The 13,825-nt window shown below is 56.4% G+C and carries 12 protein-coding genes; all 12 read left to right on the forward strand.

What is annotated here, in order from left to right:
- The 12 genes from amiB to rlmB all read left to right on the forward strand — a co-directional run bounded on the left by amiB (position 1) and on the right by rlmB (position 13,788).
- Positions 1–1,341, forward strand: coding sequence for an N-acetylmuramoyl-L-alanine amidase AmiB (amiB, locus tag AC0TN7_RS06510; protein ID WP_248272852.1), 1,341 nt, complete (start codon positions 1–3; stop codon positions 1,339–1,341).
- A gap of 9 nt (positions 1,342–1,350) precedes the next feature.
- The gene (gene mutL / locus AC0TN7_RS06515; protein WP_048989506.1) at positions 1,351–3,195 is read left to right on the forward strand and encodes a DNA mismatch repair endonuclease MutL; all 1,845 of its coding nucleotides are present in this window, start codon (positions 1,351–1,353) and stop codon (positions 3,193–3,195) included.
- Positions 3,188–4,138, forward strand: coding sequence for a tRNA (adenosine(37)-N6)-dimethylallyltransferase MiaA (gene miaA / locus AC0TN7_RS06520; protein ID WP_032651346.1), 951 nt, complete (start codon positions 3,188–3,190; stop codon positions 4,136–4,138). Before mutL ends, miaA begins: the two co-directional genes overlap by 8 nt.
- A gap of 85 nt (positions 4,139–4,223) precedes the next feature.
- Positions 4,224–4,535, forward strand: a complete 312-nt coding sequence (hfq, locus tag AC0TN7_RS06525; protein WP_023334248.1) for an RNA chaperone Hfq — start codon at positions 4,224–4,226, stop codon at positions 4,533–4,535.
- Between the two features lie 74 nt (positions 4,536–4,609).
- Positions 4,610–5,890, forward strand: a complete 1,281-nt coding sequence (gene hflX, locus AC0TN7_RS06530; protein ID WP_023310136.1) for a ribosome rescue GTPase HflX — start codon at positions 4,610–4,612, stop codon at positions 5,888–5,890.
- Positions 5,891–5,946: 56 nt separating this feature from the next.
- The gene (gene hflK / locus AC0TN7_RS06535) at positions 5,947–7,206 is read left to right on the forward strand and encodes an FtsH protease activity modulator HflK (RefSeq protein WP_157188504.1); all 1,260 of its coding nucleotides are present in this window, start codon (positions 5,947–5,949) and stop codon (positions 7,204–7,206) included.
- 2 nt (positions 7,207–7,208) lie between these two features.
- Entirely contained in the window at positions 7,209–8,213 is a 1,005-nt protein-coding gene (gene hflC, locus AC0TN7_RS06540) for a protease modulator HflC (RefSeq protein ID WP_024907333.1), read from the forward strand.
- 71 nt (positions 8,214–8,284) lie between these two features.
- Positions 8,285–8,482: a DUF2065 domain-containing protein gene (locus AC0TN7_RS06545; RefSeq protein WP_003855996.1), complete on the forward strand. Its 198-nt coding sequence runs from the start codon at positions 8,285–8,287 to the stop codon at positions 8,480–8,482.
- Positions 8,483–8,586: 104 nt separating this feature from the next.
- Complete coding sequence (locus tag AC0TN7_RS06550) at positions 8,587–9,885, forward strand: adenylosuccinate synthase (protein WP_045268882.1); 1,299 nt, start codon at positions 8,587–8,589, stop codon at positions 9,883–9,885.
- Between the two features lie 193 nt (positions 9,886–10,078).
- Positions 10,079–10,504 (forward strand): nitric oxide-sensing transcriptional repressor NsrR, encoded by a 426-nt coding sequence (gene nsrR / locus AC0TN7_RS06555; RefSeq protein WP_463726495.1) that lies wholly within the window; start codon positions 10,079–10,081, stop codon positions 10,502–10,504.
- A gap of 38 nt (positions 10,505–10,542) precedes the next feature.
- Entirely contained in the window at positions 10,543–12,987 is a 2,445-nt protein-coding gene (rnr, locus tag AC0TN7_RS06560; protein WP_463726496.1) for a ribonuclease R, read from the forward strand.
- 66 nt (positions 12,988–13,053) lie between these two features.
- Entirely contained in the window at positions 13,054–13,788 is a 735-nt protein-coding gene (gene rlmB, locus AC0TN7_RS06565; protein ID WP_024907330.1) for a 23S rRNA (guanosine(2251)-2'-O)-methyltransferase RlmB, read from the forward strand.
- The last annotated feature ends 37 nt before the right edge of the window (positions 13,789–13,825 follow it).

The following is a 13,825-nucleotide window of genomic DNA, read 5'->3' on the forward strand; positions in this document are numbered from 1 at the left end:
ATGATAAATCGCGTTAAAGGTTGGTTGTTGGCTGCCACCGTGCTGCTGTGCGCGCAGGCCGGGGCGGCAAACCTCTCAGATATTCAGGTATCGAACGGCGAAAGCCAGGCCCGGATCACGTTCAGCTTTATGGGCGATCCTGAATATGCGTTTTCACAGCCAGACAGCCACAGCGTGGCGCTGGATATCAAACAGACAGGCGTGATTCAGGGGCTACCGCTGCGGTTCAGCGGTAACAACCTGGTGAAAAGCATCCGTTCGGGAACACCGCAGGATAGCCAGTCGCTACGCCTGGTGGTCGATCTGACCGAAAAGGGCATAACGAAGGCGGTGAAACAGCAAAACGGGGCGAACTATACGGTGGTCTTTACCATCAATGCCGACGCACCGCCACCGCCTCCACCGCCGCCGGTCGTAGCGAAGCGTGTGGAAGAACCGGTGTATACGCCCCGTCCTTCTGAACCTGCGCGTAATCCGTTTAAATCGCAGAACGATCGCATTACTACGGCAACCAGCAGCAATACGGTGACGCGTCCGGCTGCCAGCGCGCGACGCGCGACGGCCAGCGGTGACAAAGTGATTATCGCCATTGATGCGGGTCACGGCGGGGAAGATCCGGGGGCGATTGGCCCTGGCGGCACGCGAGAAAAAAACGTGACGATCGCTATCGCGCGTAAACTGCGTTCGCTACTCAATGACGACCCGATGTTTAAAGGCGTGTTGACCCGCGACGGGGATTACTTTATCTCCGTAATGGGACGCTCGGATGTGGCGCGTAAGCAAAACGCGAACTTCCTGGTCTCCATTCATGCGGACGCCGCACCGAATCGTAGCGCGACCGGCGCCTCGGTTTGGGTGCTGTCAAACCGTCGCGCCAACAGCGAAATGGCCAACTGGCTGGAAGAGCATGAGAAGCAGTCTGAACTGTTAGGCGGCGCGGGCGATGTGCTGGCGAACAGCCAGTCCGATCCGTACCTCAGCCAGGCGGTGCTGGATTTACAGTTCGGTCATTCTCAGCGCGTCGGGTATGATGTCGCCACTAACGTATTGAACCAGCTGCAAAGCGTTGGCGTGCTGCATAAGCGTCGTCCGGAACATGCCAGCCTCGGCGTTCTGCGCTCGCCGGATATTCCGTCCATCCTCGTAGAGACGGGCTTTATCAGTAACAACGGTGAAGAGCGTCTGCTGGGAAGCGACAGCTACCAGCAGCAAATTGCCGAAGCGATTTATAACGGTCTGCGTAAATACTTTGATGCCCATCCGCTGCAGTCTGCGCCACAGAGTGGTGCTGGCCAGACGGCCAGCGCAGCGCTGCCGGGTGAGATGACCGCGACCAACTAAGGAGAATTCATGCCGATTCAGGTTCTACCGCCGCAGCTCGCGAACCAAATCGCCGCCGGTGAGGTGGTGGAACGCCCTGCGTCGGTGGTGAAGGAGCTGGTGGAAAACAGCCTCGATGCGGGCGCAACCCGCATCGATATTGATATCGAACGCGGTGGCGCGAAGCTTATTCGCATTCGCGACAACGGCTGTGGCATTAAAAAAGACGAGCTCGCGCTGGCGCTGGCCCGTCACGCCACCAGTAAAATTGCCTCTCTGGATGACCTGGAGGCGATTATTAGCCTCGGTTTTCGCGGTGAAGCGCTGGCCAGTATCAGCTCGGTTTCGCGCTTAACGCTGACCTCCCGTACCGCCGAACAGCAGGAAGCCTGGCAGGCTTACGCCGAAGGGCGCGATATGGATGTCACGGTTAAACCCGCAGCACACCCTGTCGGCACGACGCTTGAAGTATTAGATCTCTTCTACAACACCCCCGCCCGACGCAAGTTTATGCGTACCGAGAAGACCGAGTTCGGCCATATCGACGAGATCATCCGGCGTATCGCACTGGCGCGATTCGATGTCACCATCAACCTCAGCCACAACGGCAAGGTGATGCGCCAGTATCGCGCGGTGGCAGAAGGTGGACAGAAAGAGCGCCGTTTGGGGGCGATCTGCGGTACGCCGTTCCTTGAACAGGCCCTGGCCATTGAGTGGCAGCACGGCGATCTGGCGCTGCGCGGCTGGGTTGCCGATCCAAACGCGAGCAGTGCTGCGTTTGCGGAGATCCAGTATTGCTACGTCAACGGCCGCATGATGCGCGACCGTCTCATCAATCACGCGATTCGCCAGGCCTGCGAAGACAAACTGGGTGCCGATCAGCAGCCTGCATTCGTCCTTTATCTGGACATCGACCCCCATCAGGTGGATGTGAACGTCCATCCCGCCAAGCATGAGGTGCGGTTCCACCAGTCGCGTCTGGTTCACGACTTCATTTATCAGGGCGTGGCCACCGTGTTGCAGCAGCAGGCAGAGCCAACGCTGCCGCTGGAGAACGACGCTCCTGCACCGCGTCCGCTGCCCGAAAACCGTGTGGCGGCAGGGCGCAACCATTTTGCGGAGCCTGCCGTTGCGCGTGAACCGGAAGCCCCGCGTTACTCCCCGGCTGGTAGCGCGCCGCGTCCAACGGGCGCGAACTATCCGAATGCCCAGCCTGGCTATCAGAAGCAGCAGGGCGCGTTGTACCGCAAGCTGCTGGAAACGCCAGCCGTGGAACGTAAAGAGCACATTCCGGCCGCTCAGCCTTCTCTGGACGGCCATAGCCAGAGTTTTGGCCGGGTGCTGACGATTATCGCGCCGGATATGGCACTGCTTGAGCGTGACGGCAAATTGATGCTTCTGGCACTGCCGGTCGCCGAACGCTGGCTTAAGCAGGTGCAGCTCACGCCTGGCGAAAATGCCGCCTGCGCGCAGCCGTTGTTAATTCCGGTTCGCCTGAAAATATCCCCTGATGAAACAAGGGTATTGCAGCGCGCCGAGTCGCAGCTGGCGCAGATGGGTATTGAAACTGTGCTCGAACCACAACATGTGACAATTCGTGCAGTGCCTTTACCCTTACGCCAACAAAATTTACAAAACTTGATTCCTGAACTGATAGGCTACCTGGCGCAGCAAACAGCGTTTGATGCCGCCAACACCGCGCAGTGGATCGCCCGCCATCTGGCAAGCGAACACACGCCGTGGAGTATGGCGCAGGCCATTAGCGTGCTGGCGGAGGTGGAACGCCTCTGTCCGCATCTGGTGAAAACGCCGCCGGGTGGGTTATTACAACCTGTTGATTTACAAACGGCGATGAACGCCCTGAAACATGATTGACGCAAGTAAGGCGAGCCTGCCTAAGGCAATTTTTTTAATGGGCCCAACGGCCTCCGGCAAAACGGCGCTCGCCATTGAGTTGCGTAAAGTTTTGCCTGTAGAGTTGATTAGCGTCGACTCCGCCCTCATCTACCGGGGGATGGACATCGGCACGGCGAAGCCTGACGCAGAAGAGCTGCGTGCGGCACCGCACCGTTTGCTGGATATTCTCGACCCGGCTCAGGCGTACTCCGCAGCGGATTTCCGCCGGGATGCCTTAGCCGAGATGGCCGAGATAACGGCGGCGGGACGTATACCGCTGTTGGTTGGCGGAACCATGCTCTATTTCAAGGCGTTGCTGGAGGGGTTGTCACCCCTGCCATCCGCGGATCCGGAAATAAGAGCGAAAATTGAGCAGCAGGCGGCAGAGCAGGGTTGGGACGTTTTGCATCAGCAACTGGCGGAAATTGACCCGGTTGCCGCAGCACGGATCCATCCAAATGATCCGCAAAGGCTTTCCCGGGCACTGGAAGTTTTTTTCATTTCGGGTAAAACTTTAACGGAACTGACGCAAACGTCAGGAGACGCTCTGCCGTATCAGGTGCATCAGTTCGCCATCGCCCCGGCGAGCCGTGAACTGCTCCATCAGCGAATTGAGCAGCGTTTTCATCAGATGTTAGCTTCAGATTTTGAAGCAGAAGTGCGGGCGTTATTTGCCCGTGGAGATTTGCATACGGACATGCCTTCCATTCGTTGTGTGGGATACCGCCAGATGTGGTCGTATCTTGAAGGTGAGATTTCATACGATGAAATGGTTTATAGAGGTGTTTGCGCCACGAGACAGTTAGCGAAGCGCCAGATCACCTGGTTGCGCGGTTGGGACGGCGTTCACTGGTTAGACAGTGAAAAACCGCAACAGGCGTTAAACGAAGTGATTGAGGTTGTTGGTGATATCGCTCACTGAATGTGTACAATTGAGACGTATCGTGCGCAATTTTTCAGAATCGCAAGGTTCTAAGTACAAAACAAGCATATAAGGAAAAGATAGAATGGCTAAGGGGCAATCTTTACAAGATCCGTTCCTGAACGCATTGCGTCGGGAACGTGTTCCAGTTTCTATTTATTTGGTGAATGGTATTAAGCTGCAAGGTCAGATTGAGTCTTTCGATCAGTTTGTGATTCTGTTGAAAAACACGGTCAGTCAGATGGTCTACAAGCACGCTATTTCTACTGTTGTTCCGTCCCGTCCGGTATCTCATCACAGCAATAACGCTGGCGGCGGCACTGGTAGTAACTACCATCATGGCAGCAGCGCGCAGGGCTCTTCAACGCCGGCGCAGGACAGCGACGAAACCGAATAAGGTTTCGCACTGTTATCCACACGGGGAGCCAGGGATCCTGCGTTCCCCGCTGATCTTTTTAGAGAGGTTTACGCTTGTTTGACCGTTATGATGCCGGTGAGCAGGCGGTGCTGGTACACATCTATTTTTCGCAAGACAAAGATATGGAAGACCTCCAGGAGTTTGAATCTCTGGTCTCTTCCGCCGGTGTCGAAGCAATGCAGGTGATTACCGGTAGCCGTAAAGCGCCGCACCCAAAGTATTTTGTTGGTGAAGGTAAAGCAGTCGAAATTGCGGATGCCGTAAAAGCAACCGGCGCGTCAGTCGTGTTGTTTGATCATGCGCTGTCTCCAGCCCAGGAGCGTAACCTGGAAGCCCTTTGCGAATGCCGTGTTATCGATCGCACGGGTTTGATTTTAGATATTTTTGCTCAGCGTGCACGTACCCACGAAGGGAAACTGCAGGTTGAGCTGGCGCAGCTGCGCCATCTGGCAACGCGTCTGGTGCGTGGCTGGACACACCTTGAAAGACAAAAAGGCGGGATTGGTTTGCGCGGCCCGGGTGAAACCCAGCTCGAAACCGACCGTCGTTTGCTGCGTGGCCGAATTACCCAGATCCTCTCACGTCTGGAACGTGTAGAGAAACAGCGTGAACAGGGACGTCGGGCGCGAACGAAAGCCGACATCCCGACGGTGTCGCTGGTGGGCTATACCAACGCCGGTAAATCCACCCTGTTTAACCAGATAACCGAGGCCCAGGTGTATGCCGCAGACCAGCTGTTTGCGACCCTGGACCCTACGCTGCGCCGTATTGACGTTGCAGACGTCGGTGAAACGGTGCTGGCGGATACCGTAGGGTTTATCCGCCACCTGCCGCATGACCTGGTGGCGGCGTTTAAAGCCACCCTGCAGGAGACGCGACAGGCGACTCTGCTGCTGCACGTGATTGATGCGGCAGACGTGCGCGTGCAGGAGAACATCGACGCGGTAAACGTGGTGCTCGAAGAGATCGACGCCCATGAGATCCCAACGCTGTTGGTCATGAATAAGATCGATATGCTGGACGATTTCGAACCGCGTATCGACAGAGATGAAGAGAACAAACCGATTCGGGTCTGGCTTTCTGCCCAGACCGGTATTGGTGTGCCACTGCTTTTCCAGGCTTTGACAGAACGTCTTTCCGGTGAGGTAGCTCAGCACACGCTGCGACTGCCGCCACAGGAAGGCAGGCTGCGCAGCCGGTTTTATCAGCTTCAGGCGATAGAAAAAGAGTGGATGGAGGATGACGGCAGCGTGGGGATGCAGGTGCGTATGCCGATCGTTGACTGGCGTCGCCTCTGTAAACAAGAACCTGCGCTGGTCGACTATATCGTCTGATCAGAAAGGGGATGCCTGAATAATTCGCCCTTGCATAACAAATATGGAGCATATACATGGCGTGGAATCAGCCCGGTAATAACGGACAAGACCGCGACCCGTGGGGAAGCAGCAAACCTGGCGGCAACTCTGAGGGAAATGGCAACAAAGGTGGTCGCGAGCAGGGGCCGCCGGATCTGGATGATATCTTCCGCAAGCTGAGCAAGAAGCTTGGTGGCCTTGGCGGAGGAAAAGGTTCTGGCTCGGGTGGCAATTCCACTCAGAGTTCGCGCGCGCCAATGGGTGGCCGCGTAGTGGGCATCGTGGCCGCTGCGGTGGTCATCATCTGGGCAGCCAGCGGATTCTACACCATTAAAGAAGCAGAGCGCGGCGTGGTCACCCGTTTCGGCAAGTTCAGCCATCTGGTTGAGCCGGGTCTGAACTGGAAGCCGACCTTCATTGACGACGTGACCGCGGTAAACGTGGAATCTGTTCGTGAGCTGGCCGCCTCTGGCGTGATGCTGACCTCTGACGAAAACGTGGTGCGCGTTGAGATGAACGTGCAGTACCGCGTGACCGATCCTGAGCGTTATCTGTTTAGCGTGACCAGCGCCGATGACAGCCTGCGTCAGGCGACCGACAGCGCCCTGCGCGGTGTGATCGGTAAATACACCATGGACCGTATCCTGACCGAAGGTCGTACCGTTATTCGTAGCGATACCCAGCGCGAGCTGGAAGAGACCATTCGTCCGTACAACATGGGTATCACCCTGCTGGACGTCAACTTCCAGGCTGCGCGTCCGCCGGAAGAGGTGAAAGCCGCATTTGACGATGCGATTGCTGCCCGTGAAAACGAACAGCAGTACATCCGTGAAGCAGAAGCGTACACCAACGAAGTTCAGCCACGCGCTAACGGTCAGGCGCAGCGTATTCTGGAAGAAGCGCGCGCGTATAAGACGCAGACCATCCTGGAAGCTCAGGGTGAAGTGGCTCGCTTTGCGAAGATCCTGCCGGAATATAAAGCGGCGCCGGAAATTACCCGTGAGCGTCTCTATATCGAGACCATGGAAAAAGTGCTGAGCCACACCCGCAAAGTGTTGGTTAACGACAATAAAGGCGGAAACCTGATGGTTCTGCCGCTGGATCAGATGCTGAAAGGCAGTTCTGCGCCAGCAGCGAAAGGCGACACCAGCGGCGCGAACAACCTGCTGCGTCTGCCGCCAGCCTCAACAGGCAGCGCCAGCACGAACACAACGCCTTCTTCGAACGATGGTGACATTATGGACCAACGCCGTGCTAACGCGCAGCGTAACGACTACCAGCGTCAGGGGGAATAAGGATGCGTAAGTCAGTTATTGCGATCATCGTCATCGTACTGGTCGTGCTTTATACCTCGATCTTTGTGGTGAAAGAAGGCGAGCGTGGGATCAAGTTCCAGTTCAGCAGCGTCGTGCGTGATGGCGACAAACGCCCGGTAATTTACGAGCCGGGCCTGCACTTCAAGGTGCCGTTCATCCAGTCAGTGAAAACGCTTGATGCGCGTATCCAGACCATGGATAATCAGGCTGATCGTTTCGTGACCAAAGAGAAGAAAGACCTGATCGTTGATTCCTATATCAAATGGCGCATCAGCGATTTCAGCCGTTACTTCCTGGCAACGGGCGGTGGTGACGTTTCTCAGGCAGAAGTGCTGCTGAAACGTAAGTTCTCTGACCGTCTGCGTTCTGAGATTGGTCGTCTGGATGTGAAAGACATCGTGACCGACTCCCGTGGTCGTCTGACCCTGGAAGTTCGCGATGCCCTGAACTCCGGTACCGCGGGCACGGAAGACGAAGTTTCAACCCCGGCAGCAGACGATGCGATTGCCAAAGCGGCTGAACGCGTTCAGGCGGAAACCAACGGTAAAGTGCCGGTGATCAACCCGAACAGTATGGCTGCGTTGGGTATCGAAGTGGTTGACGTGCGAATCAAGCAGATCAACCTGCCAGCAGAAGTGTCTGAGGCGATTTACAACCGTATGCGCGCCGAGCGTGAAGCGGTAGCCCGTCGTCACCGTTCACAGGGCCAGGAAGAGGCTGAGAAGCTGCGTGCAGCAGCGGATTACGAAGTCACCAAGACGCTGGCGGAATCTGAGCGCCAGGGCCGTATCCTGCGCGGTGAAGGTGATGCCGAAGCGGCGAAGCTGTTCGCTGATGCCTTCAGCCAGGATCCTGACTTCTACGCCTTTATCCGTAGCCTGCGTGCTTACGAGAATAGCTTCCAGAGCAACCAGGATGTGATGGTGCTCAGCCCGGACAGCGATTTCTTCCGTTATATGAAGACGCCGACTAACGCAACGCGATAAACTCAGGCTCGTTTGAGTATTCAAACCACCGCTCTTAACGGAGCGGTGGTTTTCTTTTATAAGGAATAAAAATGAATTCAACGATCTGGCTCGCACTGGCTTTGGTCCTGGTGCTGGAAGGCCTTGGACCGATGCTCTATCCACGCGCCTGGCGTCGAATGATCGCCACGATGAGCCAACTGCCGGATAATATTTTGCGTCGTTTTGGCGGTGGTCTTGTGGTTGCGGGCATCGTGATCTACTACATGTTGAGGAAAACGATTGGCTGATCAAAAAGTAGGCGCAATCGGCGTATTTTGAGGTCAAAAAGTGCTGTATATCTGAAAAAGCGATGGTAGAATCCATTTTTAAGCAAACGGTGATTTTGAAAAAAATGGGTAACAACGTCGTCGTACTGGGCACCCAATGGGGTGACGAAGGTAAAGGGAAGATTGTTGATCTTCTGACTGAACGGGCTAAATATGTTGTACGCTACCAGGGCGGTCACAACGCAGGCCATACTCTCGTAATCAACGGTGAAAAAACCGTCCTCCATCTTATTCCATCAGGCATTCTTCGCGAAAACGTCACCAGCATCATCGGTAACGGCGTTGTGCTGTCTCCTGCTGCGCTGATGAAAGAGATGAAAGGTCTGGAAGACCGTGGTATCCCTGTTCGTGAGCGTCTGCTGCTCTCCGAAGCCTGCCCGCTGATCCTGGATTATCACGTGGCGCTGGACGTCGCGCGTGAGAAAGCGCGCGGTGCGAAAGCGATCGGTACCACCGGTCGTGGCATCGGCCCGGCTTACGAAGATAAAGTTGCGCGCCGCGGTCTGCGCGTAGGCGACCTCTTCGACAAAGCAACCTTCGCTGAAAAACTGAAAGAAGTGATGGAATATCACAACTTCCAGCTGGTGAACTTCTACAAAGCTGACGCTGTTGACTACCAGAAAGTGCTGGATGACGTCATGGCGATTGCTGACATTCTGATCGGTATGGTTGTTGATGTGTCCGATCTGCTGGACCAGGCGCGCAAGCGTGGCGATTTCGTCATGTTCGAAGGCGCGCAGGGTACGCTGCTGGACATCGACCACGGTACCTATCCGTACGTTACCTCCTCTAACACCACTGCAGGTGGCGTGGCGACCGGCTCTGGCCTGGGTCCACGTTATGTGGATTACGTTCTGGGCATCATCAAAGCGTACTCCACTCGCGTGGGTGCGGGTCCATTCCCGACCGAGCTGTTTGATGAAACCGGCGAGTTCCTGTGCAAGCAGGGTAACGAGTTTGGCGCGACCACCGGTCGTCGTCGTCGTACCGGCTGGCTGGATGCGGTTGCCGTGCGTCGTGCAGTGCAGATCAACTCCCTCTCTGGCTTCTGCCTGACCAAGCTGGACGTACTGGACGGCCTGAAAGAAGTGAAAATCTGCGTAGGCTACCGTATGCCAGACGGCCGCGAAGTGACCACCACTCCGCTGGCAGCTGACGACTGGGAAGGCATTGAGCCAATCTACGAAACCATGCCGGGCTGGTCTGAGACCACTTTCGGTGTGAAAGAGCGTAGCGGCCTGCCGCAGGCGGCGCTGGATTACATCAAGCGTATTGAAGAACTGACCGAAGTGCCGATCGATATTATTTCTACCGGCCCGGATCGTACTGAAACGATGATCCTGCGCGACCCGTTCGACGCATAATCTTCGTGAATGCTGGCCTGCGGGGTGACCCGTAGGCCGGATAAGCGTAGCGCCATCCGGCGAACGCTCCTGGATCTCCGCTTTTTCGCCCCGTCTGTCAAATAAATTAGCCGCTAACTATCTGGCTGGTTTATCATCATTAATGAATATCTCTGCGGTTTGACCGCGTTTTCCCTTTTTTCCTGAGGTTGATGTGCAGTTAACAAGTTTCACCGATTACGGCTTACGTGCGCTGATTTACATGGCGTCGTTACCCGAGGGGAAGATGACCAGTATCTCTGAAGTTACAGAGGTCTACGGCGTATCCCGTAATCATATGGTCAAAATAATCAATCAACTTAGTCGTGCCGGATACGTTGCTGCCGTCCGCGGGAAGAATGGTGGGATCCGTCTCGGTAAACCGGCACAGAGTATTCGTGTGGGCGACGTGGTACGTGAACTGGAGCCGCTGTCTCTGGTGAACTGCAGCAGCGAGTTCTGCCACATCACGCCCGCTTGCCGCCTGAAAAAGGCGCTTTCAAAGGCCGTGCAAAGTTTTCTCAAGGAACTGGATAACTACACGCTGGCCGATTTGGTTGAAGAGAATCAACCGCTTTATAAATTATTGCTGGTGGAATGAAGAAAATTTCCACCGGAGCTGACAACGGAGGAACCGACATGTCACAAGATCCTTTCCAGGAACGCGAAGCCGAAAAATACGCGAATCCTATCCCCAGCCGCGAGTTCATCATTGAACACTTAACAAAACGCGAAAAACCCGCCAATCGTGAAGAACTTGCCGTTGAACTGAACATTGAAGGTGAAGAGCAAATTGAAGCCCTTCGCCGCCGCCTGCGCGCAATGGAGCGTGACGGGCAGCTGGTCTTTACCCGCCGCCAGTGCTACGCGCTGCCAGAACGTCTCGATCTGCTGAAAGGGACCGTCATTGGTCACCGCGATGGCTTCGGCTTCCTGCGCGTGGAAGGCCGTAAGGACGATCTGTACCTCTCATCTGAACAGATGAAAATGTGCATTCACGGCGACCAGATCCTGGCGCAGCCGCTGGGCGCTGACCGTAAAGGTCGCCGCGAAGCGCGCGTGGTACGCGTTCTGGTGCCAAAAACCAGCCAGATCGTTGGCCGCTACTTTACCGACGCGGGCGTGGGCTTCGTGGTGCCGGACGACAGCCGTCTGAGCTTCGACATTCTGATCCCACCTGAAGAGGTGATGGGCGCCCGCATGGGCTTTGTTGTGGTGGTGGAACTCACCCAGCGCCCAACCCGTCGCACTAAAGCGGTAGGTAAAATCGTCGAAGTGCTTGGCGATAACATGGGCACCACAATGGCCGTTGATATGGCGCTGCGTACCCATGAAATTCCGTACATCTGGCCGAAAGCGGTTGAAGAGCAGATCGAAAGCCTGCGCGAAGAAGTCCCGGAAGAGTCCAAAGTGGGCCGCGTGGATCTGCGCGCCCTGCCGCTGGTCACTATCGACGGTGAAGACGCCCGCGACTTCGATGACGCCGTCTACTGCGAGAAAAAACGCGGCGGCGGCTGGCGTCTGTGGGTCGCTATTGCAGACGTAAGCTACTATGTTCGTCCGCACACTCCGCTGGATAACGAAGCGCGCAGCCGCGGTACCTCGGTCTACTTCCCGTCCCAGGTCGTGCCGATGCTGCCGGAAGTGCTGTCTAACGGCCTGTGCTCCCTGAACCCGCAGGTTGACCGCCTCTGTATGGTTTGCGAGATGACCATCTCCACCAAAGGGCGCTTAACCGGCTACAAGTTCTACGAAGCAGTGATGAGCTCGCACGCGCGTCTGACCTATACCAAGGTCTGGCATATGCTGCAGGGCGACCAGGATCTGCGCGAACAGTACGCGCCGCTGGTTAAACACATCGAAGAGCTGCATAACCTCTACAAAACGCTGGATCAGGCGCGCGAAGAGCGCGGCGGGATCTCGTTTGAGAGTGAAGAGGCGAAATTCATTTTCAACGCAGAACGCCGCATTGAGCGTATCGAGCAGACCCAGCGTAACGATGCGCACAAGCTGATCGAAGAGTGTATGATTCTGGCGAACATCTCGGCGGCACGATTCGTCGAGAAAGCCAAAGAGCCTGCGCTGTTCCGTATTCACGATAAACCGTCGACGGAAGCCATCACCGCGTTCCGCTCCGTGCTGGCCGAACTGGGTCTGGAGCTGCCTGGCGGTAACAAGCCAGAGCCGCGCGATTACGCCGAGCTGCTGGAGTCCATTGGCGATCGTCCTGACGCAGAAATGCTGCAGACGATGCTGCTGCGCTCAATGAAGCAGGCGATTTACGATCCGGAAAACCGCGGTCACTTCGGCCTGGCGCTGCAGTCTTACGCCCACTTTACCTCGCCGATCCGTCGCTATCCTGACCTCTCTCTGCACCGTGCGATCAAGTATCTGCTGGCGCAGGAGCAGGGCCATAAAGGGAACACCACCGAAACCGGTGGCTACCACTATTCGATGGAAGAGATGCTGCAGCTGGGTCAGCACTGCTCCATGACCGAACGTCGTGCTGATGAAGCAACACGTGACGTGGCGGACTGGCTGAAGTGTGACTTTATGCTCGATCAGGTGGGTAACGTCTTTAAAGGCGTGATTGCCAGCGTGACCGGCTTTGGTTTCTTCGTTCGTCTGGACGAGCTGTTCATCGACGGTCTGGTGCACGTCTCCAGCCTGGATAACGACTACTACCGCTTCGACCAGGTCGGTCAGCGACTGATTGGCGAATCTGGCGGCCAGACCTATCGTCTGGGCGACCGTGTGGAAGTGAAGGTTGAAGCCGTGAATATGGATGACCGTAAGATCGACTTCAGCCTGATCTCCAGCGAGCGTGCGCCGCGTAACGTCGGGAAAACCGAGCGTGAAAGGGCGAAAAAAACCGGTAACGGTAAACCGGGCGGCGGTAAACGTCGTCAGGCGGGCAAGAAGGTAAACTTCGAGCCGGACAGCGCGTTCCGCGGCGAGAAGAAACAGAAGCCGAAGGCGGCGAAGAAAGAAGCCCGTTCAGCGAAAAAACCGTCCGCGAAAACGCAGAAAATAGCGGCTGCCACCAAAGCGAAGCGCGCGGCCAAGAAAAAGCAGGCGGAGTAAAGTCTCCCCGCACCCTGACCCTCTCCCTAACCGGGAGAGGGGAAATACTTTTTACGAGAACCATCAATGAGTGAAATGATTTACGGCATCCACGCGGTGCAGGCCCTTCTCGAGCGCGCACCGGAGCGTTTTCAGGAAGTGTTTATTCTGAAAGGGCGTGAAGATAAGCGTCTGATGCCGCTGATCCACGCCCTGGAAGCGCAGGGCGTGGTGATCCAACTGGCGAACCGCCAGTTCCTGGATGAGAAAAGTGAAGGTGCGGTTCACCAGGGCATTATTGCCCGCGTGAAGCCGGGCCGTCAGTATCAGGAAAACGATCTGCCGGATCTGATCGCTGGGCTGGATAATCCGTTCTTCCTGATCCTCGATGGCGTTACCGATCCGCACAACCTCGGCGCGTGCCTGCGTAGCGCCGATGCGGCGGGCGTGCATGCGGTGATCGTGCCGAAAGATCGCTCCGCGCAGCTGAACGCAACGGCGAAGAAAGTGGCCTGCGGCGCGGCGGAAAACGTTCCGCTGATCCGCGTGACCAACCTGGCGCGCACCATGCGTCTGCTGCAGGAAGAGAACATCTGGATCGTCGGTACCGCCGGTGAAGCGGATCATACTCTGTACCAGAGCAAAATGACCGGCCGTCTGGCGCTGGTGATGGGGGCGGAAGGTGAAGGCATGCGTCGTCTGACCCGCGAGCACTGTGACGAGCTGATCAGCATCCCAATGGCGGGCAGCGTGTCGTCCCTGAACGTTTCTGTTGCGACGGGCATCTGCCTGTTTGAAGCGGTGCGTCAGCGGGGAGAATAAACAGCAAGGCCGTCCACAGGACGGCCTTTTGTGTTTT

The organism is Enterobacter sp. PL_is511, from assembly GCF_055816065.1.